The 26,105-nt window shown below is 62.2% G+C and carries 30 protein-coding genes and 1 pseudogene; 17 read left to right on the top strand and 14 right to left on the bottom strand.

Annotated features, from left to right (window positions below; translation table 11 throughout):
* Positions 1-14: 14 nt before the first annotated feature.
* Positions 15-707 (bottom strand): methyltransferase family protein, encoded by a 693-nt coding sequence (locus AC1D1L_RS09225; protein ID WP_477340617.1) that lies wholly within the window; start codon positions 705-707, stop codon positions 15-17.
* A 200-nt stretch (positions 708-907) separates the two neighbouring features.
* Between AC1D1L_RS09225 and sthA the strand changes: the two genes are divergently transcribed.
* Positions 908-2,296 carry a Si-specific NAD(P)(+) transhydrogenase gene (sthA, locus tag AC1D1L_RS09220; protein WP_352560476.1) on the top strand — a complete coding sequence of 463 codons (1,389 nt, stop codon included), beginning with the start codon at positions 908-910 and terminating at the stop codon, positions 2,294-2,296.
* Positions 2,297-2,304: 8 nt separating this feature from the next.
* Here the strand turns inward: sthA and AC1D1L_RS09215 are convergent.
* Positions 2,305-2,484: pseudogene (locus AC1D1L_RS09215) on the bottom strand (hypothetical protein); the annotation flags it as partial.
* A gap of 130 nt (positions 2,485-2,614) precedes the next feature.
* Between AC1D1L_RS09215 and AC1D1L_RS09210 the strand changes: the two are divergent.
* Together AC1D1L_RS09210 and AC1D1L_RS09205 are read left to right on the top strand one after the other, a co-directional pair.
* Positions 2,615-3,256, top strand: coding sequence for a DUF47 family protein (locus AC1D1L_RS09210; RefSeq protein ID WP_477340615.1), 642 nt, complete (start codon positions 2,615-2,617; stop codon positions 3,254-3,256).
* 3 nt (positions 3,257-3,259) lie between these two features.
* On the top strand, positions 3,260-4,264 hold the full coding sequence (locus tag AC1D1L_RS09205; protein WP_352589417.1) for an inorganic phosphate transporter: 1,005 nt from the start codon (positions 3,260-3,262) through the stop codon (positions 4,262-4,264).
* A gap of 125 nt (positions 4,265-4,389) precedes the next feature.
* On the opposite strand, the gene AC1D1L_RS09200 is transcribed toward AC1D1L_RS09205, so the two are convergent.
* Complete coding sequence (locus AC1D1L_RS09200) at positions 4,390-4,560, bottom strand: hypothetical protein (protein ID WP_477340613.1); 171 nt, start codon at positions 4,558-4,560, stop codon at positions 4,390-4,392.
* A gap of 200 nt (positions 4,561-4,760) precedes the next feature.
* Complete coding sequence (locus AC1D1L_RS09195) at positions 4,761-5,417, bottom strand: alpha/beta hydrolase (RefSeq protein WP_477340611.1); 657 nt, start codon at positions 5,415-5,417, stop codon at positions 4,761-4,763.
* Positions 5,418-5,634: 217 nt separating this feature from the next.
* On the opposite strand from AC1D1L_RS09195, the gene AC1D1L_RS09190 reads away from it, so the two are divergent.
* On the top strand, positions 5,635-6,822 hold the full coding sequence (locus AC1D1L_RS09190) for an OpgC family protein (RefSeq protein ID WP_477340609.1): 1,188 nt from the start codon (positions 5,635-5,637) through the stop codon (positions 6,820-6,822).
* Between the two features lie 15 nt (positions 6,823-6,837).
* Here the strand turns inward: AC1D1L_RS09190 and AC1D1L_RS09185 are convergent, their stop codons facing one another.
* Positions 6,838-7,917, bottom strand: a complete 1,080-nt coding sequence (locus AC1D1L_RS09185) for a LacI family DNA-binding transcriptional regulator (RefSeq protein ID WP_477340607.1) — start codon at positions 7,915-7,917, stop codon at positions 6,838-6,840.
* 146 nt (positions 7,918-8,063) lie between these two features.
* On the opposite strand from AC1D1L_RS09185, the gene AC1D1L_RS09180 reads away from it, so the two are divergent.
* The gene (locus tag AC1D1L_RS09180; protein WP_477340605.1) at positions 8,064-8,207 is read left to right on the top strand and encodes a hypothetical protein; all 144 of its coding nucleotides are present in this window, start codon (positions 8,064-8,066) and stop codon (positions 8,205-8,207) included.
* A 62-nt stretch (positions 8,208-8,269) separates the two neighbouring features.
* Positions 8,270-8,413, top strand: a complete 144-nt coding sequence (locus AC1D1L_RS09175) for a hypothetical protein (protein WP_185970435.1) — start codon at positions 8,270-8,272, stop codon at positions 8,411-8,413.
* A gap of 42 nt (positions 8,414-8,455) precedes the next feature.
* Here the strand turns inward: AC1D1L_RS09175 and AC1D1L_RS09170 are convergent, their stop codons facing one another.
* Both AC1D1L_RS09170 and AC1D1L_RS09165 read right to left on the bottom strand, forming a co-directional pair.
* On the bottom strand, positions 8,456-8,830 hold the full coding sequence (locus AC1D1L_RS09170) for a DUF423 domain-containing protein (RefSeq protein WP_477340603.1): 375 nt from the start codon (positions 8,828-8,830) through the stop codon (positions 8,456-8,458).
* Positions 8,831-8,870: 40 nt separating this feature from the next.
* Positions 8,871-10,136: an MFS transporter gene (locus AC1D1L_RS09165; RefSeq protein ID WP_477340601.1), complete on the bottom strand. Its 1,266-nt coding sequence runs from the start codon at positions 10,134-10,136 to the stop codon at positions 8,871-8,873.
* Positions 10,137-10,287: 151 nt separating this feature from the next.
* On the opposite strand from AC1D1L_RS09165, the gene AC1D1L_RS09160 reads away from it, so the two are divergent.
* Positions 10,288-10,953: a GntR family transcriptional regulator gene (locus AC1D1L_RS09160; RefSeq protein ID WP_477340599.1), complete on the top strand. Its 666-nt coding sequence runs from the start codon at positions 10,288-10,290 to the stop codon at positions 10,951-10,953.
* Between the two features lie 82 nt (positions 10,954-11,035).
* On the top strand, positions 11,036-11,296 hold the full coding sequence (locus AC1D1L_RS09155) for a DUF982 domain-containing protein (protein ID WP_112563470.1): 261 nt from the start codon (positions 11,036-11,038) through the stop codon (positions 11,294-11,296).
* A gap of 65 nt (positions 11,297-11,361) precedes the next feature.
* On the opposite strand, the gene AC1D1L_RS09150 is transcribed toward AC1D1L_RS09155, so the two are convergent.
* Positions 11,362-11,520: a hypothetical protein gene (locus tag AC1D1L_RS09150; protein WP_192253203.1), complete on the bottom strand. Its 159-nt coding sequence runs from the start codon at positions 11,518-11,520 to the stop codon at positions 11,362-11,364.
* 178 nt (positions 11,521-11,698) lie between these two features.
* Between AC1D1L_RS09150 and AC1D1L_RS09145 the strand changes: the two genes are divergently transcribed.
* Positions 11,699-12,670: a glycosyl transferase family 90 gene (locus AC1D1L_RS09145; protein ID WP_477340597.1), complete on the top strand. Its 972-nt coding sequence runs from the start codon at positions 11,699-11,701 to the stop codon at positions 12,668-12,670.
* Positions 12,671-12,672: 2 nt separating this feature from the next.
* Here the strand turns inward: AC1D1L_RS09145 and AC1D1L_RS09140 are convergent, their stop codons facing one another.
* Positions 12,673-13,716 carry an aldo/keto reductase gene (locus AC1D1L_RS09140; RefSeq protein ID WP_477340595.1) on the bottom strand — a complete coding sequence of 348 codons (1,044 nt, stop codon included), beginning with the start codon at positions 13,714-13,716 and terminating at the stop codon, positions 12,673-12,675.
* 247 nt (positions 13,717-13,963) lie between these two features.
* On the opposite strand from AC1D1L_RS09140, the gene ppk2 reads away from it, so the two are divergent.
* Positions 13,964-14,884 carry a polyphosphate kinase 2 gene (gene ppk2, locus AC1D1L_RS09135; protein ID WP_112567462.1) on the top strand — a complete coding sequence of 307 codons (921 nt, stop codon included), beginning with the start codon at positions 13,964-13,966 and terminating at the stop codon, positions 14,882-14,884.
* A gap of 233 nt (positions 14,885-15,117) precedes the next feature.
* Here ppk2 and AC1D1L_RS09130 read toward each other — a convergent pair whose 3' ends face one another.
* Together AC1D1L_RS09130 and AC1D1L_RS09125 are read right to left on the bottom strand one after the other, a co-directional pair.
* Positions 15,118-15,762 carry a dihydrofolate reductase family protein gene (locus AC1D1L_RS09130; protein WP_477340593.1) on the bottom strand — a complete coding sequence of 215 codons (645 nt, stop codon included), beginning with the start codon at positions 15,760-15,762 and terminating at the stop codon, positions 15,118-15,120.
* A 426-nt stretch (positions 15,763-16,188) separates the two neighbouring features.
* Positions 16,189-16,884: a winged helix-turn-helix transcriptional regulator gene (locus tag AC1D1L_RS09125; RefSeq protein ID WP_477340591.1), complete on the bottom strand. Its 696-nt coding sequence runs from the start codon at positions 16,882-16,884 to the stop codon at positions 16,189-16,191.
* Positions 16,885-17,060: 176 nt separating this feature from the next.
* Between AC1D1L_RS09125 and AC1D1L_RS09120 the strand changes: the two genes are divergently transcribed.
* Positions 17,061-17,387: a DUF1330 domain-containing protein gene (locus tag AC1D1L_RS09120; protein WP_352560442.1), complete on the top strand. Its 327-nt coding sequence runs from the start codon at positions 17,061-17,063 to the stop codon at positions 17,385-17,387.
* Between the two features lie 64 nt (positions 17,388-17,451).
* Here the strand turns inward: AC1D1L_RS09120 and AC1D1L_RS09115 are convergent, their stop codons facing one another.
* Positions 17,452-18,660, bottom strand: coding sequence for a polyhydroxyalkanoate depolymerase (locus AC1D1L_RS09115; RefSeq protein WP_477340589.1), 1,209 nt, complete (start codon positions 18,658-18,660; stop codon positions 17,452-17,454).
* A gap of 112 nt (positions 18,661-18,772) precedes the next feature.
* Between AC1D1L_RS09115 and AC1D1L_RS09110 the strand changes: the two genes are divergently transcribed.
* Complete coding sequence (locus AC1D1L_RS09110) at positions 18,773-19,429, top strand: glutathione S-transferase family protein (RefSeq protein WP_203280044.1); 657 nt, start codon at positions 18,773-18,775, stop codon at positions 19,427-19,429.
* A 28-nt stretch (positions 19,430-19,457) separates the two neighbouring features.
* Here AC1D1L_RS09110 and hemB read toward each other — a convergent pair whose 3' ends face one another.
* A complete protein-coding gene (gene hemB, locus AC1D1L_RS09105) occupies positions 19,458-20,489 on the bottom strand; it encodes a porphobilinogen synthase (protein ID WP_192253223.1) in 1,032 nt (343 codons plus the stop codon).
* 119 nt (positions 20,490-20,608) lie between these two features.
* On the bottom strand, positions 20,609-21,109 hold the full coding sequence (locus AC1D1L_RS09100) for a pyridoxamine 5'-phosphate oxidase family protein (RefSeq protein WP_477340586.1): 501 nt from the start codon (positions 21,107-21,109) through the stop codon (positions 20,609-20,611).
* Between the two features lie 192 nt (positions 21,110-21,301).
* Between AC1D1L_RS09100 and AC1D1L_RS09095 the strand changes: the two genes are divergently transcribed.
* The 5 genes from AC1D1L_RS09095 to AC1D1L_RS09075 all read left to right on the top strand — a co-directional run bounded on the left by AC1D1L_RS09095 (position 21,302) and on the right by AC1D1L_RS09075 (position 25,642).
* Positions 21,302-22,339 carry an enoyl-CoA hydratase/isomerase family protein gene (locus AC1D1L_RS09095; protein ID WP_477340584.1) on the top strand — a complete coding sequence of 346 codons (1,038 nt, stop codon included), beginning with the start codon at positions 21,302-21,304 and terminating at the stop codon, positions 22,337-22,339.
* Positions 22,336-22,758, top strand: coding sequence for a DUF6163 family protein (locus tag AC1D1L_RS09090; protein ID WP_192253233.1), 423 nt, complete (start codon positions 22,336-22,338; stop codon positions 22,756-22,758). The genes AC1D1L_RS09095 and AC1D1L_RS09090 overlap by 4 nt, the downstream gene beginning before the upstream one ends.
* Before the next feature lie 203 nt (positions 22,759-22,961).
* A complete protein-coding gene (gene ldtR, locus AC1D1L_RS09085) occupies positions 22,962-23,477 on the top strand; it encodes a transcriptional regulator LdtR (protein WP_112562982.1) in 516 nt (171 codons plus the stop codon).
* A gap of 54 nt (positions 23,478-23,531) precedes the next feature.
* Positions 23,532-24,044: a hypothetical protein gene (locus tag AC1D1L_RS09080; RefSeq protein ID WP_477340582.1), complete on the top strand. Its 513-nt coding sequence runs from the start codon at positions 23,532-23,534 to the stop codon at positions 24,042-24,044.
* A gap of 344 nt (positions 24,045-24,388) precedes the next feature.
* Positions 24,389-25,642 carry a L,D-transpeptidase family protein gene (locus AC1D1L_RS09075; RefSeq protein WP_352589350.1) on the top strand — a complete coding sequence of 418 codons (1,254 nt, stop codon included), beginning with the start codon at positions 24,389-24,391 and terminating at the stop codon, positions 25,640-25,642.
* Positions 25,643-26,105 lie beyond the last annotated feature (463 nt).

Genomic DNA, 26,105 nt, shown 5'->3' with positions numbered 1-26,105 from the left:
TCGGCTGACCGTTCCTAGAAGATGCCGCGGAAAAGTCGGTAGCGGACCCTGTCCATATACTCGCGGTATTCCTGCGTCCTTGCCAGGATGGCTTCCTCGCGCAGGATGCGGTGGATCTGAAAGAGCGTGATGATGGCATAGACAGTGAAGTTGTAGATCGAGAAGCTCGACAGCAGAAACAGGATATGTCCGATCAAATAGCCGGCATAGATTGGATGCCGCACGAACCGGTAGGCGCCGCCGGTCACGACGCCGCGGTTGGCGGGCAGGATGGCGAAGGAGCGGCCAAGCGACACCTTGCCCCAGATGACAACGCAAAGCCCAATGACCTGGATAGGCGCCGCGATATAGAGCGGGATGATTGGAACGCCGGCCTCCATAGAGACGAAGCCGGCGCCGAAACCGGCTGCCAGAGCGATGAAGACGGTGAAGGGGTTCCAGTCGCGCACCAAGGGTCGCCGCGCCGTCAGCAACCAGATGAAAGTCAACGAGTCGGAGATCATCAGCAGCAACAGATTGAGGCGAGCCGGATCGACGACCAGATGCTGCAAGCCCCGATAGACAAAGAGCGCGGCGACAGCCAGGGCTATGAAACGGAACAGTCCCTCGCGCAGATCGACGAGGATTTCGCCGCCGCGCAGGCTGGACCAGAGACCCGCCTCTGCGCCATGCAGCGTCTCACTCTTGAAAATGCTCAAATCAGTCACCCCGGCGATCCCATCGAGAGGGACCATTGCACGCAAGCGTTGCCGTCGGGTTAAGCTTTCTCGAGCAGTTCTCACATTACGCCGGAAGATCCATCACAGTTGCGCCGAACCGCACGAGTTTGCGTTCTGGGCAGTTGAACATGACACTCTTCCCAGTTTAGCTTGCTGCGGCGCAACAAGACGCCGAGGGGACGGGGAAAATGGACTACGATATGCTGGTCATCGGCAGCGGCCCTTCCGGGCGCCGCGCCGCGGTACAATCGGCCAAGCTCGGCAAATCGGTGCTGGTGGTCGACAGGGGCCGGCGCCTCGGCGGCGTCTCGGTGCACACCGGCACCATCCCGTCCAAGACGCTGCGCGAGACGGTGCTGAACCTCTCCGGCTGGCGCGAGCGCGGCTTTTACGGCCGCGGCTACCGGGTCAAGCAGGATATTTCGATCGGCGATCTGGTCGATCGCCTGCACAAGACGCTCGACCACGAGGTCGAGGTGCTGCAGCACCAGTTCATGCGCAATGCGGTCAAGAGCGCACGCGCCACGGCGAAATTTCTCGGTTCCAACAAGATCAGCCTGACCGCCGACAATGGCGACTACTCGGAGGTCGGCTTCGCCAATGCGCTGATCGCCGTCGGCACCAGGCCGCATCGGCCGCGCGACGTGCCCTTCGACAAGGTCCGCGTCTTCGACAGCGACGAGATGCTGGAACTCGACCGCCTGCCGCGCACGCTGACGGTCATCGGCGCCGGCGTCATCGGCGTCGAATATGCCACCATCTTTTCGGCCCTCGACGTGCCGGTGACGCTGGTCGAGCCGCGCAACACCATTCTCGATTTCGTCGACCGCGAGATCGTCGACGACTTCATCCACCAGATGCGCGACCGCGGCATGACCATTCGCCTCGGCAGTACGGTCAAGGAAATCGTCTCCAAGCCGGACTATGCCGAAGTGACGCTGGCCGACGGCCGCACCATCCGCTCCGAGGTCGTGCTCTATGCCGCCGGCCGCAGCGGCAATCTCGGCAGCCTTGGCCTCGACGTGGTCGGCATCGATGCCGACTCCAGGGGCCGCATCAAGGTCGATCCGCAGACGTTCCAGACCGCCGTGCCCAACATCTATGCCACTGGCGACGTCATCGGCTTTCCGAGCCTTGCCTCGACTTCGATGGAGCAGGGCAGGGTGGCCGCCTGCCATGCTTTTGGCGTGCAGCTGCCGCCGCCGCCGGAAACCTTCCCCTATGGCATTTACGCGGTGCCGGAAATCTCTACCGTCGGCCAGTCGGAGGAACAGGTGCGCGAGAGCGGCGCTGCCTATGAGGTCGGCGTGGCGCGTTTTCGCGAAACCTCGCGCGGCCACATTATGGGCGTCAACACCGGCTTCCTGAAGCTGCTGTTCTCGGTCGAAACCCGCCGCCTGCTCGGCGCCCACATTGTCGGCGAGGGTGCCACCGAACTGATCCATATCGGTCAGGCGGTGATCAATCTCGGCGGCACGGTCGACTTCTTCGTCAACAACACCTTCAACTACCCGACGCTGGCAGAGGCCTACAAGATTGCCGGGCTGGATGCCTGGAACCGGATGGGGCAGGGGTAGGCGCTGGCTCAGCCTTCCATCTGGGCGAGCAGCGACAGCATGACGTCGGCCGAAGGCATCGGCAGCACCGCCTCGATTTCGGCCGGCCGCACGCCGGCGATCGCGTCGGCTCCGGCGGCGACGGTGCCTAGCGGCCCGCGGAAGCCATGTTTCGACCAGGCGAGTTCCTGCAGCTTCGGGCTGGTCAGCCCTCGAGCCGTCTAGCCGCATCTGCGATTCGCCCCGCATCCACATCTTTCAGCCGGCTTACTGTTTTCAGTGGCTCGATGGGGCGTTATGTGAGTTGATGGGTGTGGACGGGCGCGACGGGAGATCGAGATGCTGGGCTGGTTCCGCAAGCTGCTACCGCGCGAAGATCGCTTCTTCGATCTTTTTGAACGGCATTCCCGTACCGTAGTCGGTGGCGCCGAGGCGCTGCAGCAGCTTCTCCAGGGCAAGGATATCGAGCGCTGGTGCCAGGAAATCATCGATCTCGAGGACGAGGCCGATCACATCACCGCCGAAGTCCTGCTGGCGGTGCGGCGCTCCTTCATCACGCCCTTCGATCGCGGCGACATCAAGGATCTTATTCAGTCGATGGATGATGCCATCGACATGATGCACAAGACCGTCAAGACGGTGAAGCTGTTCGAAAAGAAGGAATTCGACCCGCTGATGCAGGAAATGGGTGGCGTCATCGTTGCCGCTTCCAGGCTGGTTGCCGAGGCGATCCCGCTGCTCAGCAAAGTCGGCACGCACACGGTGCGCCTCAACGCCATCGCAGAAGAAGTCATGCGCGTCGAAAGCCGCGCCGACGATCTGCATGAGCAAGGGTTGAAGGACCTGTTCAAGCGACATGGCCGCAGCGATCCGATGGCCTACCTGATCGGCAGCGAGATCTATGGCCAGCTGGAGAAAGTGGTCGACCGCTTCGAGGAGGTCGCCAACGAGATCAGCGGCATCGTCATCGAGAACGTTTAGGCAATGGAAGCCACCATCGCCTTTCCCGTGCTGGCCGGCCTTGTCGCCGTCGCGCTGTTTTTCGATTTTCTCAATGGCCTGCATGACGCCGCCAACTCCATTGCCACCATCGTCTCCACCCGCGTGCTGAGGCCTCAGTATGCGGTGCTATGGGCGGCCTTCTTCAATTTCATCGCCTTCATGTTCTTCGGCCTCCATGTCGCCGAGACCGTGGGAAAAGGCATCGTCGACGTCACCATTGTCACGCCGGCGGTGATCTTTTCGGCGCTTGTCGGCGCTATCGTCTGGAACATTGTCACCTGGATTGCCGGTATCCCATCGAGCAGCTCGCATGCGCTGATCGGCGGGTTGGTCGGCGCAGGCATTGCCAAGGCCGGCGTTGGCGCCATCGTCTGGACCGGACTCGGCAAGACGATCGCCGCGATCGTCCTGTCGCCGGCGACCGGTTTTGTGCTGGCGCTTATCCTGGTTCTCATCGTTTCCTGGCTGTTCGTGCGGCAGACGCCGTTCGCCGTCGATAGCACCTTCCGCGTCATGCAGTTCTTTTCCGCCTCGCTCTATTCGCTTGGGCACGGTGGCAACGACGCCCAGAAAACCATGGGCATCATCGCCGTACTGCTCTATTCGCAAGGCATGCTCGGCGCCAATTTCTACGTGCCGCTATGGGTCGTCCTCACCTGTCAGTCGGCGCTGGCTCTGGGCACGTTGCTCGGCGGCTGGCGCATCGTTCACACAATGGGCTCGAAAATCACCCGACTGAACCCGATGCAGGGCTTCTGCGCCGAAACCGGTGGCGCCATCACTCTGTTCGCGGCCACTTGGCTCGGCGTTCCCGTGTCTACCACCCACACGATCACCGGAGCCATCATCGGCGTCGGCGCTGCCCGCCGCGTCTCGGCCGTGCGCTGGGGCATTGCCGGCAACATCGTCATCGCGTGGATTGTCACCTTGCCGGCCACGGCGGCAATTTCGGCACTCACCTATTTTGTCACGCGCCTTGGCGGCTGACGCGGAGCGGGCGCAAAAATCTGATTATGGGCGATGAAGCGTCCATACAGATCTGACGCAAAGCCTAAGCCTGAAGCGTGGTTTGCATTCTCATCAAGACCGTGTCGCGCCCAAGCCGGCCCTTATCAGGTTTTTGCCAGATTTCTGCTAGGCAACAGTTTCACGACGCTGGCCTCTTGGAGGGTTTTGAGCGCTTCCTCTTTGGTGAGGCCGAACTTGCGGGCAAAGTAGGCGGCTTCGATCGCCATTTCGCGGTCTGCCTGTGGTTCAGCTTTCTGCTTTGCCTTCTTGCTCACGACAAGAATCATAGCACATTCCACTAGATAGATCCAAAGAAGCTCGTCCACCGCGCTTTTTACTCGGGCAGCGGCCAGTGGGCTCCCGGCTTACTTAGCCTAGATCGCGGCGCGGTCGCGAACGTCGATAGCTCTCTCAATCCTGGCCACTTTCGGAGGGATGGCCACGATTGCCGGCACGACCCGGTAGTGATGATTTGCTATGCAGCAATCGGCGCAGCAAGCCATTGCCGGACGATGGCGGCGTCAGGTTCGCCGATGTCATGACCTGAGGCGACGATCCGGGCATCGACCTCGGCGCCGCGTTTGGTGAGCAGCGTCACCAGCGCCGGCGCGAACGGCCCGTAGGTCTCGTCGGCGGCGCCGGCAATAATCAGGACCCGCGTTCCGCCGAGGTCGGCTGACGGCGCATCGTCAAGCACCGGCATCGCTCTCAGCAGCGCCGCTTTCCGGACGAGGCCTGCGTTCAGCAGCATCAGGCTGGAGACCAGATTTGCCCCGTTCGAATAGCCGAGGAATGTAGCCCGTGTGAGATCGAGCCGATGGCGCTTTGCGGCCTCGCTTGCGAATGCGGCAAAGGCCGATGTCTCGGCGCGGATGCTGACCTGCTCGAAGCGGGTCGGGTTGATCCGCTCGAACCAGCGGAAGCCGTCCTCCTGGGGGATGCGGCCCCGCACCGCGACCAGCGTGGCGTCGGGTGCGATCTGCCTCGCAATCGGCAGCATCGTCGTTTCGTCGACGCCCGATCCGTGCAGCAAAAACAGGCATTCGCCGCTTGCATTTGCCGGCTCGAGGAACCGGTAAGGGAAGGCCAGATCCTGGCGCAGAACGTCATGCTTTTCGGTATATTCAGGCACGCTCATATCTCTTTGATTTCGTGATTGTTTTGTTCGTTTGCCGGCTTCAAAACGGAATATTTTCACGCTCCGCGAAATGTGATTGAACCAGGCTCATTTCAGACCGTTTCTGCGCCGATATGCTTCCCGCGGGAGGAATCGAAGCGGTGTGCGCCGATGGTCGCATCCCGGCATGACAACACGAGCACCCTTGCTCTCGCTTTGAGGCCTTTTGTCGATGACTATGCAACTCCCGCCGGATCGCGCCGAACGCGACACCCGCATTGACGTGTTCCGCGCGCTCGCCCTGTTGACCATCTATATCGACCACGTGCCGGGCACCGTCTTCGAAACGCTGACCTACAAGAATTTCGGATTCTCGGACGCGGCGGAAGCCTTTGTGCTGATCTCCGGCATGTCGGTGGCGCTCGCCTATGGCAGCAAGTTCCAGACCGGTGGTCGGCTATTGGCGACGTTGAAGATGTGGCGCCGCGCCGGCGTCCTCTACACCGCCCACATCGTCACCACCATGGTGGTGATGGCGATGTTCTGCGCGGCGGCGGTGTTCGCCCACCGGCCTGAGCTGCTGAAACTGATCAACATCGAACCGCTGATGAAGAACACGCCCGAGGTGATGGTCGGCATCGTCACGCTCGGCCACCAGCTCGGCTACAACAACATCCTGCCGGTCTATGCGGCTCTGCTGTTGATGGCGCCGCTCTTCCTGCTCTTCGTCAGCTACAGGCCGCTGCCGGCACTTGTTTTCTCTGGCGCGCTGTGGCTCGTCGCCGGCATCTGGCAGATCGCGCCGCCGAACTATCCCGAGCCGGGCTTCTGGTTCCTCAACCCACTGTCCTGGCAGTTCCTGTTCAACATTGGTCTCGCCGGCATGCTGCATGTCCGGCGCGGCGGTACGATTCCCGTCAATCGCTGGCTGGTGGGCGCAGCGGCGACCTATGTCGCGGCAGCGCTGGTCTGGGTGCACAGCCCGCTCTGGGGCCAGATCACCTGGTTCGATCTGCCTGTGGTGATCGGCGGCTTCGACAAGACCTTCCTGTCGCTGCCGCGGTTGCTGCACATTCTGGCGGTGAGCTATCTGATCGTCGCGGTGCCGGCTTTCTCGAACCTGTTCCGTGTCAGCCGCGACCATCCGCTCGCTCTGCTCGGCAAGCGGTCGCTGCCGGTCTTCCTTGCCGGCACGGTGATCGCCATGGTGGCGCAGGTGATGAGGCTGATCAATCCGGGCGGCTTCGCCTATGACGCCCTGCTGATATCGGCCGGCATCGCCATGCAGTTCGCGCTCGCCTTCTATCTCGAATGGCTGTCCGCAATCGGCTGGTCGGGCAAGAAACCGGTTCGCACCGAAGCGCCGGCCGCTCGCCAGCCTTTCGGCATGTCGCCCGTGGTGGCAAGGCTGAGCAGGTAATTCAGCCGGGCTGATCTAGCCAGGCGAAGGGCCGGATGAAGCTCGCACAACAAGATCGACCGGCAGTAGCAGCCGTTGGTGCGAGCCGTCATTGTCTAGGATCGCCTTGACGGCAAGGCGGCCCATCTCGGCGATCGGTTGCGCGACGGTGGTCAGCGGCGGCTTGGAAACAGCACCTTCCGGCACACCGTCGAAGCCGACGACGGACACGTCGCCCGGTACAGCGATGTCATGTTGGCGAAGCCAGTCGAGCGCATGCAGCGCCATTCTGTCCGACATGGCCAGGATCGCCGTCGGCTTTTCCGGCAGCGCGAAAATATGCTCGAGACCGGCCCGCACGGTCTCTTCGTCATTCAGGGTTTCGTAGATAGGCACCTGCGAGACGTCGATGCCGAAGCGGGAGAGTTCGGCGAAATAGCCGCGCAAACGGTCCCGCGTGCCGGAATAGAGTGCCGACGTCTCGACCTGCTCTTGCGTGACAGGACCAAAGCCGGCGTCGGCAGATTCCAGGGCGAGTACGGCAAAGCGGCGATGGCCGAGCTCGGCCAGATGGCGCGCGGCAAGGCTGGCGCCGGCGATGTTGTCGATGCCGATCGCCGCGACTGTCTCATCCTCCGAATCGAGGTCGAGCGCCACGAAAGGCAGTTTGCGCTCACGCGCCAGTTCGACCGCCCGTGAACCGCCCTCGATGCAAAACACAATGAAGCCGTCGACAAGGGCGCTCTGGATGTTCCAGGCGAGCTGTTCGTTGTTGGCGGCGGAGACCAGTGAAATCCCCGCACCGGTCGCATCGCAGGCTTGTGAGATGCTGGCCATCATGACGCGGGCGAACGGATCGTCGAAGAAATACGACAAGGGTTCCGCCGTGGCGACGCCGATAGCGTTGACCTTGCCGGCGCGCAGCAACCGGCCCTTGGGGTCGGGGCCGGCATAGCCCATTGCCTCCGCTGCCGCCTTGACGCGCTCGCGCACCTCTTCACGCACGATCTCGGGTCGGGCGAAGACATTGGACGCCGTGCCGTGCGAGACGCCGGCTGCCTTGGCAATGTCGGCCAGCCGCACTGGTCTCGTCTTCCCGGAGGTCAATACCGTCATCTTCGTCTCCTGAACCGGGCCTATCTAACACTTTCGTTGGATCGGTTCAAATTTTCTCTTGATCGGAAGCGGAGGAGGGTCTATATTTGAATCGATCCAAAGCAATTTACTGCGATGCGATTGGATCGGTTCAAGAGGAGGGTGCCATGCATCCCATGAATTATCTGTTCGAAGACATCTACGGCAATGACTGGGGCATCGCCTCGGATACCGCCACCCGCAAGCGCCGTGGCCGGACTGGCCCGTGGAAGCGCGACCTGCATTTCCTCGTGGAACGCAAGCGCAGCTGATCGGTCGGTATTTTCATGCCGATTGATTGGATCGATTCAAATTCTTCAAGAGGAGACCGAACATGCATCCCGTGAAGCATCTGTTCGAAGACATCTATCGCAACTATTGGGGCATCTCGCCAGCTGCCGAGCGCCCGGAACGGCAGCGGCTGACCAAGCCTGCCAAGCGCAAGCGCGACCTGCTGCCGGAACGCCGGCAGGATTAAGCCTCGTGTGAGAAATTCTGATGGGGCAGGGTTCTTGCCCCGTCAGGAACGCCGGTGCACCAGCGCCGAGGCCGCGATCGCCATCCAGCCGGCGATCAGCAAGCTGCCCCCGATCGGCGCCGACATCGGGAAAAGCCGCGATCCCACGAAATCCCGGGCCAGCAGATCGCCGCAGAACAGCACCAGCCCGACGAGTAGCACCAGGCTGCCGATCCGCAGGATCCGGTTTGCACCGGCAAGGCCGACGGCCAGAAACACCGGCGCGTGCATGATCAGGAATGATGCGGCGGTGCCGACGAAAGCGCCGCCCAGATGCGCGGCCGCAGCCGACAGTGCCACGCCCGCCGCGCCGCACAGGCCGCCGGCGAAGACGAGGATGCGGGCGCTGCCTGTTGCCGGATGGTCGGCGATGCTCATGTCTCGGGCTCCTGTGATTGGCGATAGGCGGCGCAACCTGTCAGGATTTGCCTGATACCGCCAGCATGTCACGCGTGCGGCGTGACTGGACCAGCCAGTTGTAGACAGCGCCGCCGGCCATCAGCACGGAGGTGCCGAGAAACACCGCGCGCATGCCGCAATGACCGCCGACGAAGCCGCCGAGCAGCGGACCTGCGACCTGGCCGACATATTGCGCCGAGATCGCCAGGCCCAGCACATTGCCGCCGACGCCATCGGGAACATTGTGGCGGATGACGCTGGTGATGCAAGGCAAGAGACCGCCCAGCACCAGACCCATGAGAAAACGCAGGCCGACAAGCTGCCAGCTTTCGGTGACGAAGGCTTGCGGTATCAGCAGCATTGCCGAAACGGCAAGCGATGCGACGATGACGTTCCAGTGGCCGATGCGGTCGGCGAGCTTGCCCAGTCGTGACGCCGACAGGATGGCGCCGAGTGCGGCCGCCGACATGACGACGCCGGAGGTCAGTGTCACTCGACTGGCGTCCGCGACCAGTTGCTGGACATAGACGGTGATGATCGGCTCGATCGACATGTTGGCGAAGGTGAACAGCATGCCGGTTGCCAGCATGGCGGCGACAGGCCGCTTGTCAGGGATCTGCGCCCAGCCGCCCTTCGGCTTCTCCTTGGGTTTGGCTAGCGCTGTCGGGCGAGGCATCTCCTTGATCAGGAATGTCGTCGCCAGCGCCGCCAGGAAAATGACGCCGCCGGCGATCAGGAAGGTGGCGCGGATGCCGATCAGCGGCGGCAGCGCGCCGCCGAGCAGCGGGCCGACCAGGCAGCCTGCGGTGATGCCGGCCGACAGCACGCCAAGCGCCCAACCGGAGCGCTCCTTTGGCGTCTGCATGGCGACCAGTATGGTCGAGCCCGAGGAATAGCCGCCGGCAAAACCGATCAGCAGGCGCAGCAGCACCAACTGCCAGACGGTCTGCACCATGCCGGTCAGCGACATGCAGATCGCCATGCCGAAACTGGCGCGCACCAGCATTACCTTGCGGCCGTAGCGGTCGCCCAGCCGCCCCCACAGCGGCGCGACGAGGGCCGCGGCAAAGAAGGTTGCGCCGAAAGCGATGCCCGACCATTGCACGATCGCTGCGTGGCCCACGGCGCCCAGCTGCTCGACATAGAGCGGCAGGAACGGCAAGAGCAGCGTCATCGCCACAAGCGTGCTGAACGATCCGGCAAAACACACGAACAGATTGCGCTGCCAATGCACATTGTAGGCGGAGGGCGTGTCGGTCGCTTGCGCTGCACTGTCCTGCGGCATGTCATGTCCTGTCCGCTTGCTGCGGATACCATTTTGGGATACCAAACTGGTATCCGTCTTGAACGCAAGCTTTGCCGCTGTCAATGCGGCGCTCCCAAACGTGATCGGCCAGTCCTCAATGCGAGGCCGATCGCCAGCAACGGAACCAAAGATGTCGCAGATGCAGATCGTCGAAAACGCGCTTCGCGAGATGATCCTCGGCCTCGAGGTCGGGCCTGGCGAAAGGCTGACGGAACGCTGGATCGAGAGCCGCTTCGGCGCCTCTCGCACGCCGGTCAGGGCAGCGCTGCTGCGGCTTGAGACGGAAGGGTTGATCTGCCGCGACGGGCGCGGCTGGACGGTATCGCCGATCAACCTCGCCGAACTGGAACAGATCGCGGTCTATCGCGAGGCGGTCGAGGTAGCGGCCGTCAGGCTGACTTCGGCGCTGGCCGACAGAAGCGCCATAGAAATCATCGAGGCGATGCTGGACTCCTGCGATGCCGCTACCCCGCGCGAGGAATGGCATCGCGTCGGCATGGATTTCCACATCGAACTGGCGCGGCTCTCCGGCAACGAGTTCCTGTTCAGGGCGGTGCGCGATGCCATGACGCGGCTGTCGCGGGCGCGCTGGCTGGAGGTGCGTGACGAGGCAGCACTCGGCCGCGCCTGGAGCGAACATCACGCCATCCTGGCGGCGGTGCGGGCGGGCGACGCCGACGCGGCGGCAGCGCGGCTTTCCGCTCATATTGTCGGCAGCCGCGACCGCCTGGTGACGTCGCTGCACAATGACCGGCGCGGTCTGCGCGCCAGGGGATTTGCCGTCGTCGCCGCTTGATATCGGTCACGAAGGTGACAGATGTCAGGCGCCATCCGCTTTCGGCCTCGCTTCATGAGCGCCGATGGCGTAAGGAGCGGCCATGGAAAACAACCGATTTGAAACACCCGTGACCGTCAAGGCAGCCGCGGGGGGAGAAAACCAGCTCCTGCGCACGGCCCGCGAGGCCTCCGATTACCTGCTCAACAGCTGGCCCGGCAAGCGCAGCCCCAAGCATCGCGAAGCGCTGCAGGCCTGTCATGATGCGCTGGCCGGCGACAAGCCGGCGATGATTGCAAGGCGTGCCTTCATTGCCGCGGCGCGCGAAGTCAACGTCTTCGTCAGCGACAAAGCGACGGCCTGATTCACAACACCATCGCCGGAATCCGGCCCGTGAAGCGGGCCGGACATCGTGCAATCCTGTCTTGCCTATTTTGCCGTCTCGGTCTCGGTTTCGGAACCGGCCTCGTTTTCAGGCTCGGAGCGCTCCTTGGCCGCAACCTTGGCGGCCAGCTTCTCCGCCTTCTTGGCGGCCTTCTGCCGGTCGCGCTCCTTGCGTTCCTGACCGTAGTTCGGTGGTCGCGCCATATCGTTTCCTTTCGCTGTGCCTGATCCTGCCTAGAAGCATTGGCGGGCAAACACAACAGCGCGGGGAGGGCAGATGCCAGCGGTTCGGGACTTGCGTGATGGCTAACACAATGGTTTAGAAAAGGCTGCGGGACAGTTACTGGAGCCGCCGCCGACCGATTTCGAATCAAAACGACCGATGGCCACGCTTCAAAGAAACGCACAGAAGCTCGTCTATTATGCGCGCAACGCCATGCGCGACATTGCGCCGCCGGTCCTTTTCCGGCGCCAGCTCGGCCGTCTGCTCGCTCAGGCCAGGCTTTCCGACGCATCGGTCCGTGAGCGGCTCAATTATTACAACACGCTGCGGGAGCCCTTTACGCCAAGCCCCGAGGCCGTGCCGGTCAATCGGCTGCCGACGGACCGCAGCATGTACTATTACGATCTGAAGGAGTTCACCCGCTATTTCGATCCGGGTCTGCGCATCGACCTGGAATTCGGCGACGTCATCGAGGTGCCGAAGATGCCGTCGATCGTCAAGGACCGGCCGATCCTCGGCGACAACGGCAACGGCGTCCTGTTCAAGCTGAACAAGTTCCGTCATTTCCACATGCCGGCCGACGATGTCGCCTTCGCCGACAAGCATCCGCTCGTCGTCTGGCGCGGCGAGCTCAACAATCCGATCCGCACCTTGCTGCTGGAGGCCGCCCGCGACCTGCCGATCTGCGATGTCGGCACGCCAAGGGCGACGGCGCCGGCGGAATACCGAAAACCCTATCTCACCATCGATCAGCAGCGGCGCTACCGCTACATCATTTCCCTCGAAGGCAACGATGTCGCAACCAATCTGAAATGGATCATGAGCTCGAATTCATTGTGCCTCATGCCGCCGCCGACTTACGAGACCTGGTTCGCCGAGGGGCAGCTCGAGCCCGATGTCCATTATGTGCCGCTGGCGCCCGATTTCAGCGATCTGGCCGAGCGGGTGCACCACCTCGAAAAGCATCCGGCCGAAGCCCAGCGCATCGTCGCAGCGGCCAACGCCTATTGCCGCAAATTTGCCGACGAGCGGGCCGAGCAGGCCATCAGCCTGCTCGTGCTCTACAAATATTTCGTGCTCAGCGGCCAGATCGAGCCCGATCCGGAGGTCTGGCGGTTTATCGCGGGCTAGCGTCAGATGACGCTGCGGTCGAGAACCAGATCGGCCGGGCCGAACCGGTCCTTCGCCGTGAACTGCTGGTGCCAGTAGGGGTAGAGCACCGGCGGCCGGCTGACGGCATCGAGACGGTCGCGTTCCTCAGCGGTGAGGGAGAGTGCCGCCGCGGCAAGATTGTCCTTCAGCTGGGTCTCGTTGCGCGCGCCGATCACCAGCGAACTGACGGCCGGCCGGCCGAGCAGCCAGGCAAGCGCCACCTGCGCCGCCGAGACGCCGCGGGCCGCACCGATGTCGACGAGAACATCGACGATCCGCCACAGCCGGTCCTCGTCGCGGATCGGCGGTTCCGACCAGCCGGCAAGCTGGCGCGCGGTCGGGCTGTCGCGCCGGTATTTGCCCGACAAGAGGCCGCCGGCAAGCGGGCTCCACACCAGCACGCCAAGGCCCTGGTCGACCGAGATCGGCAAGAGTTCGTATTCAGCCTCGCGCGCTTCCAGCGTGTAATGGATCTGCTGAGTGATGAAGCGCGGCTGGTGCTGGCTGTCGCTGATGCCGAGCGCCTTCATCACCTGCCAGCCGGAGTAATTGGAGCAGCCGACATAGCGGATCTTGCCCTGGGCAACCAGCGTGTCGAGCGCGGCGATAGTTTCCTCGAGCGGCGTCTCACCGTCCCATTCGTGCAGGAAATAGATGTCGATGACATCGGTCCTGAGGCGCTTCAGGCTCTTCTCGCATTCGAGGATCAGATGATGGCGCGACAGGCCTTCGTCATTGGGACCTTTGCCGATCCGCATGCGCGCCTTTGAGGCGATCAGCACATCGTTCTTGCGCCTGCCGCCAAGCGCCTCGCCGATGATCTCTTCCGACAGGCCGTTCGAATAGACATTGGCGGTGTCGATGAGATTGATGCCGGCATCGATGCAGGTGTCGATGATGCGTGATGCCTCAGCGAGATCGGAATTGCCGACGGCGGCGAAAGGTCCGCTGCCGCCGAAGGTCATGGTGCCCAGCGTCAGCGTCGAAACTTTCAAGCCTGAACGGCCAAGCGTGCGGTATTCCATGTCAGATCCTCGCAATTTTGGTGGGGTGGGGCGGTTTTGGTCGAGAAGGGCGGGGGCAGCCCGAATGGGTCAGCCATTTGTAGGACAATTTAAGCGGTTTGTCGTCATGCCACGGCAATGGATCGACCAAACCCCGCCGATTTGCGGCGATGATCGACCTGCCGGCGGCTTGCAATAAAACCGTCATTGCCGGCCTATATCAAGTCGGCTCAGGGTTTCATGACAGCCGGCAAGCGGAGCAGCAGAAATGACCGAGTTAAAGCAGAATTCTCCGGCCAGGGATTGGCTTGAGGCCGAACTCGCCGACACGCTCGACGAAGACTATGAGCTTGAAATGTCGGAGCCGGCGCTGTCGCTGGAGATCGCCAAGATCTACAAGAACGCCCATCCGCCATCGATCGATCGCATGCAGTATTTTCGCGATCTGATCAGCTTGCAGTCGGAACTGATCAAGCTGCAGTCCTGGGTCGCCTACCACAAGAAAAAGCTGGTGGTGATTTTCGAGGGCCGCGATTCCGCCGGCAAGGGCGGCGTCATCAAGCGCATCACCCAGCGCCTCAACCCGCGCATCGCTCGTGTCGTGGCGCTGCCGGCGCCGACCGAGCGTGAGAAATCGCAATGGTATTTCCAGCGTTATGTGCCGCATCTGCCGGCCGGCGGCGAGATCGTGCTGTTCGACCGCTCCTGGTACAATCGCTCCGGCGTCGAACGGGTGATGGGCTTTGCCGACCAGGATCAGGTCGAGGAGTTCTTCCGCGACGTGCCGGAGTTCGAGCGCATGCTGGTCCGCTCCGGCGTCACGCTGGTCAAATACTGGTTCTCGATCACCGACGAGGAGCAGCAGATGCGCTTCCTGATGCGCATCCACGATCCGATGAAACAGTGGAAACTGTCGCCGATGGACCTCCAGTCGCGCGTGCGCTGGGAGCAGTACACCAAGGCCAAGGAAGAGACGTTTGCCCGCACCAACATTCCCGAGGCGCCGTGGTACATCGTCGAAGGCAACGACAAGAAGCGGGCGCGGCTGAACTGCATCGATCATCTGCTCAAGCAGATGCCTTACGAGGAAGTGCCGCACGAAGAAATCACGCTGCCCGAGCGGGTCTTCAATCCGGAATACGAACGGCAGGTGTTGCCGCGGGAGCTTTACGTGCCGGAGAAGTATTGAGACGGAATGCTAAGGACCGGACGGGCGGCGCTCTTGCGCGCCCCCTCTGTCCTGCCGGACATCTCCCCCACGAGGGGGGAGATTAGCAGCTTCGTCGATCGCGCCATTCCTGCAGCGATGATGATTGGCGAAGGCCAACGTGTCGTCTGATCTCCCCCCGTTTGGGGAGATGTCTGGCAGGACAGAGGGGGCGCGAAGGATCACGGCGCAGAAGGCTGCCCTCTAGCGAGAAACTAACCCCGCTTGATTGTCACGTGCGTGGCAAGCGCCGTCGCCACCTGGTCGGTGCACTGATAGCCGAGCTTGAGCATATCCAGGCCTGCAAACAGATTCTCACCCCTCCCGAGCAGCACCGGGGACACCGCCAGATGCAACTCGTCGATGAGCTTCTCCTGGAGATACTGCCGGATGGTGGAGACGCCGCCGCCGACGCGGACATCCTTGCCACCGGCCGCGGCTTTCGCCTGGTCGAGTGCCTCACGGATGCCGCCGGTGACGAAGTGGAAAGTGGTGCCGCCTTCCATTTCGATCGGATCGCGCTTGTAGTGGGTCAGCACGAACACCGGCACATGGTAGGGCGGGTTGTCGCCCCACCAGCCTTTCCAGTTCTCATCTGGCCATTCGCCGCGGATTGGCCCGAACATGTTGCGGCCGAGGATCCAGGCGCCGAGATTGTCGAAGCTGCGGACGGTGAACCGGTCGTCCACATCTGTGGTGCCGCCATCCTTGCCGACCATCTCGTGGAAGGTGCGGGTTCCGATCATCCATTTGTGCAGATTTTCGCCACCGACCCCGAGCGGATCTTGCAGGGTCTGGTCGGGACCGGCGCCGAAACCGTCGAGCGAAAGAGTGAATGCATTGACACGCAGCTTGGACATGAGAGCCTCCGAGGCAACCGGTTGTGATTTGCAAGTAGTTGTCTTGTAGCAAACCGATTGCGAATTGCAAGTGGTTTTTTTAAAAATCACAAAGAGTTAGAATATTCTAATACTTGACGGAAAAAGCCGCCGCGTTACCTTCGGGAGGCCCTGAGTCGGGAGCGCACAAGATGAAGGCATATCGCGTCGAGAGGATGGACGGAGAGGTCGTCCAGGAGAGTCAGGAGACCCAGGCCAGTACACCATTTGGAGCAGCCGAAAAGGTGATCGGCCGGAAGGTCACCTTGAGAGGCGACGCATGCAAATGGATCCGCGTGGTAGACCTGACAGACAAGGTCCCGACGCGGCGTCGCCCCAGCACCTACGAGTATAGAGCGCTGGCGGGATAGGTCAGCAAATTTGCGGCGCCTATGACGGCAACTGGCCTCAAGCCGCGGCGCGCTTCGGCATCACCGCAAACGGGCTGAGGCCAAGCCAGGTCTGCATCTTGCCGGCGACGTCGAGATCGCCGGTCAGGCTGATCTTGTCGCGTTCCTTGTGAACCGTGGTCAGCCCCATCCAGATCGACGTCATGGTGCAGAGGTCCGTCGAGACATAGAGATCGACGTCAAAGCCCGGATCGTACCAGCACAGATCGACATCGCCGTGCTTTTCGACGATCAACCACCATGAGCGTTTTGACGCCGGCAGGTCATGGTACAGGAATTGTATCACGGTGCGCCCGTCGGGCAGCGGGGAGGGGTTCAGATTGCGGCGCATGTCCCACATCAGCAGCGACGGATCGAGGTTCCTAAGCGAGAGCCTTGCCTCCACCCATTTCTGCCCCCAAAAACCCATCGCCTCGACCACCGGGCGCAAATCCCGGCCCGCTTCGGTCATCCGGTATTCGAACACGCCCTTCTCGGATTCGATCTCGGTGCGCTCGACAATGCCGCCGGCTTCGAGATCCCTAAGCCGTTGCGACAGAAGGGTCGGCGACATTTTCGGCACGCCGCGGCGCAAATCGTTGAAGCGGGTTGAGCCCGCCACCAGTTCGCGCAGCAGCACCATGGTCCAGCGTGTGCACAACAGCTCCGCCGCCATGGAGAGCGGGCAGAACTGCTTATATCCGGCTTGTGTCATGTGGCGATCTCCAAAAGAAGTTGCCGAACCTTATTCAGAAAACCTGAGATCAGCCAGTACAGAAGCTGTACTGGTCCCCCTGGTACAGTTTGGTGACTGGAGGCGCCCGGCGCCGTCATGCGAGGCAGCGGTCACGTCGCCGGGCAGTCCGGCGCCGATCCATGAGGAGTTAGACAATGACCGCTTACGTGATCGCAGACATCAAGGTGAAGGACGACAAATGGGTGCCGGCCTATGCCGCTTCGGTGCACGACCTCGTGCACAAGCATGGCGGCAAGTATCTCGCCCGCAGCGGCAACGTGAAGACACTCGAGGGCAAGCCGCTCGACACCAGCCTGATCGCCATCATGGCGTTTCCGTCGGCAAAGGCAGCCGAAGCCTTCACCAGCGATCCGCAATACGCCCCGTTTGTGGCGGAGCGCCAGAAGGGCAGCGACAGCCGCTTCCAGCTGATCGACGATACCGATCTGGCCGGAACGATCCCTTATTTGCCCAAGGCGTGAGGAAAAGCCGGAACCCGGAAAGTCCTGGTTCCGGCTATCCCTTCAGCGTCCCTGTGGGCAAAACCTATTCCATCGACAGGATGAGATTGCGCACGGCCGGATAGATTTCGCGCTCCCAGCGCTTGCCGTTGAAGACACCGTAATGGCCGACATTGGCCTGCAAATGATGGCGCTTCAGATGCGGACGCAGCGACCGACACAATTCATGCGCGGCCGAGGTCTGACCGAGGGCGCAGATGTCGTCGCGCCCGCCCTCGACGGTCAGCAGGGCCGTGTTGCGGATCGCGCCCGGATCGACCGGGCTGCCGCGGAACGTGAACGTACCGGTGGCGAGCTCCGCCTTCTGGAACACGCGGTCGATGGTTTCGAGATAGAATTCTTCGGTGAGGTCGAGCACCGCCAGATACTCGTCGTAGAAGGCTTTTATCTTCTCGGCCTCGGCGGTCTCGCCAGTCGCCAGATGGTCATGCAGTTTTTGGTGGGCCTTGTTATGGCGGTCCATGTTCATGGCCATGAACGCGGCAAGCTGGAGAAAGCCCGGATAGACGCGGCGTCCGCCGCCGGCATGGCGCCACGGCACGCGCGAAATGACGGAACTCTGGAACCACGCCAGCGACTTGCTGACGGCGAACTCATTGACCTTTGTCGGACTCTCCCGCGGATCGATCGGCCCCGCCATCAGCGTCATCGAGCGCGGTGTCGCAGGATGCTTGTCCTCGGACATCACGGCGACTGCGGCAAGCGCCTGGACGCAGGGCTGGCAGACCGCCAGTAAGTGCGCGCCCGGCCCAATCGCTTCGAGAAAGCGGATGATGTAGTCGACATGGTCATCTACGCCGAAGCGGCCGGCGACGAGCGGTACGTCACGGGCATTGGCCCAGTCGGTAATGTAGACCTCGTGGTCTGCCAGCAGCGTCTCCACCGTACCGCGCAGCAGCGTCGAGAAATGACCCGACAAAGGGGCGATCACCATCACCTTGGGCTGGCGCGTATCCATGTCCTTGGCGAAGCGCAGCAACGTTCCGAACGGCAGCTCGAGTGCTGTCTCGACGGTGACCGGTACCTCGCGATTGCCGACCCTGACGGATCTGATGTCGAAATCCGGTCGCGTATGGGTAAGCTTGAAGCGGCCGATCATCTCCAGCCCGGCGGCAAGGCGCTGCTTTACGCTGTCGCCTGAAACCATGCTGCTCATCGCCGAGCGCAAGAGATCGGCGAAAAAACGCGACGGGGCGATGAGGTCGTCCTGAAGCTGGTAGGCCTGGTACAGCATCGAGATGCATCCCGTTCCGAAGCCGCCATGTGGCAGTGCAAAAAATCTAGTGCAAAATTTTGTGCATTGCGAGAGGATTGTTGCCGGTAAAGGGGCTCGGAGGGCCGACGGCATGACCAAGGCGACGTTGACGATCTCGTCGAAGAACTATTCCTCCTGGTCCTTGCGTGGCTGGCTACTCTGCCGCATGGCCGGGCTGGAGTTCGAGGAGAAGCGCATCGACATCGATGACCCCGAACAACGGCAGGAATTGCTGCTCTTGTCGCCATCGGTGCTGGTGCCGCGGCTGACCCATGACGGGGTGACGGTGTGGGACACGCTGGCGATCGCCGAATATCTGGCCGAGACCATGCCGGATGCCGGTCTGCTACCTGCCGACCGCGTGGCGCGCGCGCATTGCCGTGCGGTATCAGGCGAGATGCATTCAGGCTTTCACAATTTGCGCTCGGCGCTGCCGATGAGCCTGAAAGCCCGGCACAAGAGCTTCAAGATATTTTCCGGCGCGCGCCCGGACGTGGAGCGGATCAAGACGATCTGGTCCGAATGCCTGGCAGCCTATGGCGGGCCGTTTATGTTCGGTTCCTCGCCGACCGTGGCCGACGCGATGTATGCGCCGGTCTGCACCCGTTTCCGCACCTATGCGGTTGAGCTCGAAGCGCCACATGCGGGCTATTGCGAGGTGATCCTCGACTGGTCACTGATGCAGGAGTGGACGCGGGACGCGCTTGCCGAGCCCGAGGACATTATCGAACTCGACGTGGAATTTTAGGAAGGTGAGCAGGGTGGCCGCGGCGCGGCTAGCCCTTCAGCATCTGCGCCACTTCAGGCGCGAAGTAAGTCAGGATCCCGTCGCAGCCGGCGCGCTTGAAGGCGAGCAGGCTCTCCAGCATCGCCTTTTCGCCGTCGATCCAGCCATTGGCGGCGGCCGCCTTGATCATCGAATATTCGCCCGACACCTGGTAGGCGAAGGTCGGCATCTGGAACTCGTCCTTCAGCCGGCGGATGATGTCGAGATAGGGCAGGCCGGGCTTGACCATCAGCATGTCGGCGCCCTCGGCGATGTCCTGCTCGGCCTCGCGCACCGCTTCGTCGGAATTGGCGTGATCGAGATAGTAGGTCTTCTTGTCGCCCTTGAGCAGGCCGGCGGTGCCGACTGCCTCGCGATAGGGGCCGTAGAAGGCGGATGCGAATTTCGTCGCGTAGGACATGATCGCCACGTCGGAAAACCCGTTGGCATCGAGCGCGTCGCGGATGGCCCCGATGCGGCCGTCCATCATGTCCGACGGCGCAATGATGTCGGCGCCGGCCGCCGCCTGGATGACGGCCGCCGCGGTCACCTGTTCCACCGTCTCGTCATTGACGATGATGCCGTCGCGCAAAATGCCGTCATGGCCATGCGAGGTGAAGGGGTCGAGCGCGGCATCGGTGATGATGCCGATCTCCGGCACTGCGTCCTTGATGGCGCGGGTTGCACGGTTGATGATGTTTTCCGGGTCGAGGATGTGCGAACCGGTCTGGTCTCGCAGCGCAAGCTCGACATTGGGGAAGGTGGCGATCGCCGGTATGCCGAGCTTTGCCGCGCGCTCAGCCTCCTTGACGGCGAGGTCGAGCGACAAGCGGAAGACGCCGGGCATGGCGGCGATCGGCTCGCGCGTGTTCTTGCCGTCGATGACGAAGATCGGCCAGATCAGGTCGTCGACCGACAACCGGTTTTCCTGCACCAGGCGGCGCGACCAGTCGGCCTTGCGCATGCGCCGCAAGCGGCGGCTGCCGGTGATCTCGTCGACGCTGCGCGCGCCGGCGGGCTTTGCGGGGGTGAATTTGTTCATCGCCATAACTCCGGATCGCGCGGCTTTTACCACGAGCCCCGCCGCTATTTCGAGGCGGCTTTTACCACGAGCCCTTGCCGCTGACCAATGCGACACGATTGTGCCAGCCGATCTCGCCGCTATGCCTTCGGCGGCCACGCCAGCTCCGGCCCGGTTTTGAAGAATGACACATTGTTGGTGAAGATGCTCTCCGGTGTGAGTCGGATCAGGCGCCCGTTCGGATGGTCGATATCGGCCACGGTGTCGATGAACCAGCGGTTCCAGTTCGCCTCGGGACCCAGATATTTATGCAGCAGTCGTTTGAAGCGGTCGGGCGACATCGGCTCGACGGTGGCCGCGCCGCGCAGGCCGAGATGCAGCAGGATGCCGGCCTCATTGTCGAAATGCACGATCTCCACCGCGCAACGTGGGTCGCGTTCGAGGTGTTTGACAGCACTTGCCTCGGTTGAGCCGAGCAGCCAGATCGCATCGTCCTCCCAGATGAACCACATCGGCGCGTTGCGCGGCGCGCCGTCCGCGGTAACCGTTGCCAGATTGGCCATCAGCGGGCGGCTGAGGACATCGTCCGGGTCGAACTTTTTCGGCATCTCCCAGCCCGGCGCTGCGGTTTCAAGCGTCATCGTTCGCCCCTGGGTCACAAACAGGCTGGTGCTGAGGTGGTGTTTCTCCGGCAATCTTGCGCGCATTTTTTGCCTGACGACAAAGCACGGTAGCGTTCCCGGCGAAAATCCAAACCACCTCCGCCGGTTGACGCACCCATGCGCCACCTTTAGCACTTCAGTCCCGCAGGCGCGGGGAGGGAATCTCTGACGATGGATTTTGGCGGCGGCGACGAGATCCGCTTCGAACGGTTGGGCAAGGCAGGCGTCGTCACGCTGACGCGGCCGCAGGCGCTCAATGCGCTGACGCATCGCATGATCAAGGCGCTGGACAAGGCGCTCGACACTTTTGAGCACGATGCCGGCGTCGATGTCGTCGTCGTCAAGGCCGAGGGCAGGGCGTTTTCAGCCGGCGGCGACATCATGCATGTCTATGAGGCCCGCGCCGGAAAGCCGCCGGTCGAGTTCTTCGCCGACGAATACCGGCTCAACGCCCGCATCAACAGCTTCAAAAAGCCTTATGTCGCGCTGATCGACGGCATCGTCATGGGCGGCGGCGTCGGCATCTCGTTCCACGGCTCGCACCGTGTGCTGACCGAGAATGCCCAGTTCGCCATGCCGGAGGTCGGCATCGGCTTTTTCCCCGATGTCGGCGGCAGCCATCTGCTGCCGGACCTCGGCGGCAGCTTCGGCATGTATCTGGCGCTGACCGGCAACCGCATCCGCTATGGCGATGCGCTGTGGTCGGGCCTGGCCACCCACACCATCAAGGCGGCCGACCAGCCCGCCTTCCTCGACCGGCTCCGCGCCAACGGCGATCCGGAATCGGTGCTGCGCGGCTTTTTCGTGCCGGCCAAGCGCGAGACCGGCCAGCCGGTGCTGGAAGCGATCGCCCGCCATTTCGCCCAACCTTCGCTTGCCGATATCGTCGCCAGCCTGGAGCGGGCGTCCGGCGCCGACGAATTCGCCGCCAAAACGCTGGCCACAATCCGCTCGCGTTCGCCGACCAGCCTCAATGTCGCCTGGCGCCAGATCAGCGCCGGGCTGACTTTGTCGATGGAGGCCTGCATGAAGATGGAATTCCGCATCCTCAACCGCATGCTGGCCGGCCATGACTTCTATGAGGGTATCCGCGCCGTCATCGTCGACAAGGGCTCGACGCCGCAGTGGCGGCCGGCAAGCCTCGCCGAAGTCGACGCGGCTTCGGTCGACGCCTATTTCGCGCCGCTCGAACGGGAGCTCGAACTGTGAGCGAGGTCACGTCACGGCGCATCGTGCTGCAGCCCTCGGGCGTCGAAATCATCTTCGCCTGGTTCCAGCGCGTCATAGCCGGCTACTGCCTCTTGTTCGGCATCCTGTACTGGATCCGGCTGATCGGCTTCTATCCCGGCCCGCTATGGCGCTTCGACCTGATGCCCGTGCACTGGCAGGTCGCGGCGGTGATGCTGGCCGTGTTCTTTCCCTTCGCGGCCGCCGGCCTTTGGATGCTGGCCTCCTGGGGCCCGGTGATCTGGTTCATCTGCGCTGTCACCGAGATCATCATGTATGCCGGCTTTCCCGATCTGTTCGGCCACCGGCCGCTGATCCTGTTTTCGCACTTCGCGGTGGCGCTGCTTTACATCGTCTTCCGTGTCGTGATCTGGATGCAGAAGCGCCCCGCGCGCGCCTGAAACGCCGCCCTGCCGCCATTGGCTAAATCTTTAGGTTAATTATCCTTGCTCGGGTGACCGTTCGTTAAGCGTCTTCCGAAACCTATTACCGGTAAGCTCTTGTTAGCCCTAGCGTTTAAGTCGAATTTTATGAGTATTCGATAGTGTCGCGATCAAGGTGAAAAACAAAAAATCACCAGGGCGACAAACGAGAGGCAAAGACAATGATCAATTCGCGTCCGGCGGCGAAGACCGCCAACGTATCCGACGATCGCCGCGAGGCTATCCGTACGCTTTACATGGAATCGCTGCAGCTGGTGGAGCGTCTGCATCGCCGTCTGCTTGACGTGATCAAGGACGAGTTCGACCGCAACGGCCGTTCCGACATCAATGCCATCCAGGCGTTGCTTCTGTTCAACATCGGCAATTCCGAGCTGACCGCCGGCGAGCTGCGTTCGCGTGGCTACTATCTCGGCTCGAACGTCTCCTACAACCTGAAGAAGCTGGTCGATCTCGGCTTCATCAACCACCAGCGCTCGCGCATCGACCGCCGTTCGGTCCGCGTCTCGCTGACGCCGAAGGGCAACGAAGTGGCCGACGTCGTCGCCGGTCTCTATGAGCGCCATGTCGGCTCGATCGAACAGGTCGGCGGCATCAACAGCGAAGAGTTCAAGCAGATGAACCGCGCGCTGCAGCGGCTGGATCGGTTCTGGAACGACACCATCGCCTATCGGATGTAATCCGGACATCGAATCGTGAGCCGCGCCAGAAGAAGCGCGGCCGGGGGAAAGCAAATGAAGGACCGGCGCCGGGGGGCGTCGGTCCTTTTTGCGATCATGGCCGTGACACCATTTGACCATGCCGCCGCGCCTTGCTGCGGTTTGCTTTCGCCTCCGCAATGCCTAATCTCACCGCCCGGAGGGGACAGCATGCGTTTAGGCAACAATTTCAAAATCTTTCCGGTCGCAATGATGCTCCTGGCTGCGCCGCAAATGGCGTTTGCGCAGGAGTGGTGGCAAGGCGCTTTCGCCAGTGAAGGCTCGAGCCCGTGCGACAACAATGACTCCATCGTCACGTTCACAGACAAATCGGCAGATATGTGGGAAGTCGCTTGCACCGTCCAAAAAGTCCAGAAACTGAAGGGCCTGGACGCCATCATTCTCGACATGACGTGCTCGGATGATGAGCAGAGCATCGAAAAGAGACGAACGCTGTTGCTCAAGCTCGATGACAACAAGGTGTTGCGATATCCGGAAAACCAGGTGCTGCAGCGCTGTTCGGAGCTGGAAGGCAACCCCAGGAACTGAGCCGGGCCAGCGAGACTCGGGCTTGAGGGAGCAGTCAGGGAACGGTGCCGAAAAGCACCGGTCACTCCATTTCAGATCGCCGGCAGATCCAAATTGTGCGCAAAGCCACGTTGCCGCCATATTCGCGGTGGAAGCGAGGATGCGGGTGATGCAGCGGCGAAAGCCATTGGCGCGCCTGTAAGGTCGCATCGCCGTTCGCTTTTCACGGCTAAGTGATGCAGGTCATGGTTGGCTAATTGTTAACAGTGCCAACTTTAGAGTGCGGGCGATATTGCCCAATGATCGTGCAAGTAGCCGAAGCCAAACGCTACAAGCCAAGTGCTACAAGAATGTCTGGAACGTCGATGAGAACCAGCCGCCGCTTTTTCCTTTCCGGAGCCTCCGCGCTCGCCGTTGCCATGGTCGCCAATGCCGCCAGCGCGCAGGACGTCATCGACGATATCCTGAAATCCTCGGCCCGCGGCAATTGGGACGACCAGTTCGACGCCCGCGCCTCGGAAGGCGGCAAGGTCGCCTCGACGCTGCCGATCTTCAGCCTGCAGACGGTTGCCTTCACGGAGCAGGCCGTGGCGCAGTACCAGAACATTGTCGCCCAAGGCGGTTGGGAAGAGGTACCGGCGACCAAGAAGCTGCAACTTGGCGTCGACGATCCGGATGTTGTGCCGCTGCGCAAGCGGCTGATAATTTCGGGCGACCTGGCGCAGAGCGCCGGCATTTCGACGTCGTTCGATTCCTATGTCGACGCCGCGGTCAAGCGCTTCCAGGCGCGCCATGGCCTGCCGGCAGACGGCGCCATGGGCAAATACACCTATGCCGCGATGAACGTTTCGGCGCAGATCCGGCTCGGCCAGCTGCAGACCAATCTGGAACGGCTGCGCGAAAAGGCCGGCACGCTGGGCAGCCGTTATGTGCTGGTCGACATTCCGGCGGCACAGATCGAGGCGGTCGAGAACGACCGCGTGGTGCTGCGCCACACCGCAATCGTCGGCAAGATCGACCGCCAGACCCCGGTGGTCAATTCCAAGATCAACGAGATCATCGTCAATCCCTATTGGAACGCGCCTGTCTCGATCGTGCGCAAGGATATCATTCCGCTGATGCGGAAGAACCCCGACTATCTCAAGGACAGCCACATCCGCCTGTTTGCGCCGGATGGCAGCGAAGTCGACCCGATGACTGTCGACTGGTCGACGGACGATGCTGAAAAGTACCGCTTCCGCCAGGATCCGGGCTCCGGCAATGCCATGGCCTCGGTCAAGATCAACTTCCCGAGCCCGGACGGCGTCTACATGCACGACACGCCGCAGCAGAGCCTGTTCGGCAAGATGATGCGTTTCGATTCCTCGGGCTGCGTGCGCGTGCAGAACGTGCGCGACCTCGTCACCTGGATCCTGCGCGATACGCCCGGTTGGGACCGCCAGCATTTCGAGGCGACCATCAAGACCGGTGAGAACACGCCTGTGCAGGTCGTCAACCCGGTACCGGTGCACTTCCTCTATCTGTCGGCGTGGTCGACGGGTCCGGGCGTTGTGCAGTTCCGCGACGACGTCTACGCACTCGATGGCGCCCAAGAACTTCAGATCACGTCTGCGCTCTAAGCGGCTGATCTCGTTTGGAAAAAAGCCGCCGCCAAGGCGGCTTTTTTGTTCCGGCACTGGTCGCGGGCCCGGATCAGTCTTGGAAGTTGCAGGAACGGCAGCGTCGCGTATCCCGGAACGGCTCCAAGGCGAGCTATCCAGGAGATATGCGGCGCCGGCGCCTCACTCAAGTCTTGAAACGACGGGCGGCTTGAGCTCGAAATGCGGCTTGCTGGCATCGAAGCCGAGCGCACCGCCGTGCGCGACATGTTCCGCAGCGGCGTTATCAACGACCATACGCACGATCACTGTTTACCGAGATCACGCTTACTGAAGCCTTGCTCCAGGGGCGGCAGGAGCGGAAATAGCGACCTGGGGTCCGCTCTGGCGCAATCCGGCCAGCAAATTTCGCGCCGCAAACGTGGCGAGGCCAAAACAACTGTGTTAATGGCGCGGCAATGCGTGTCGCCCAGAACTGCGCAGC

The organism is Mesorhizobium sp. P2_D6, assembly GCF_056404315.1.
Note: the sequence above shows the minus strand (reverse complement) of the source record. Positions and strands in the feature narration are given on the sequence as shown.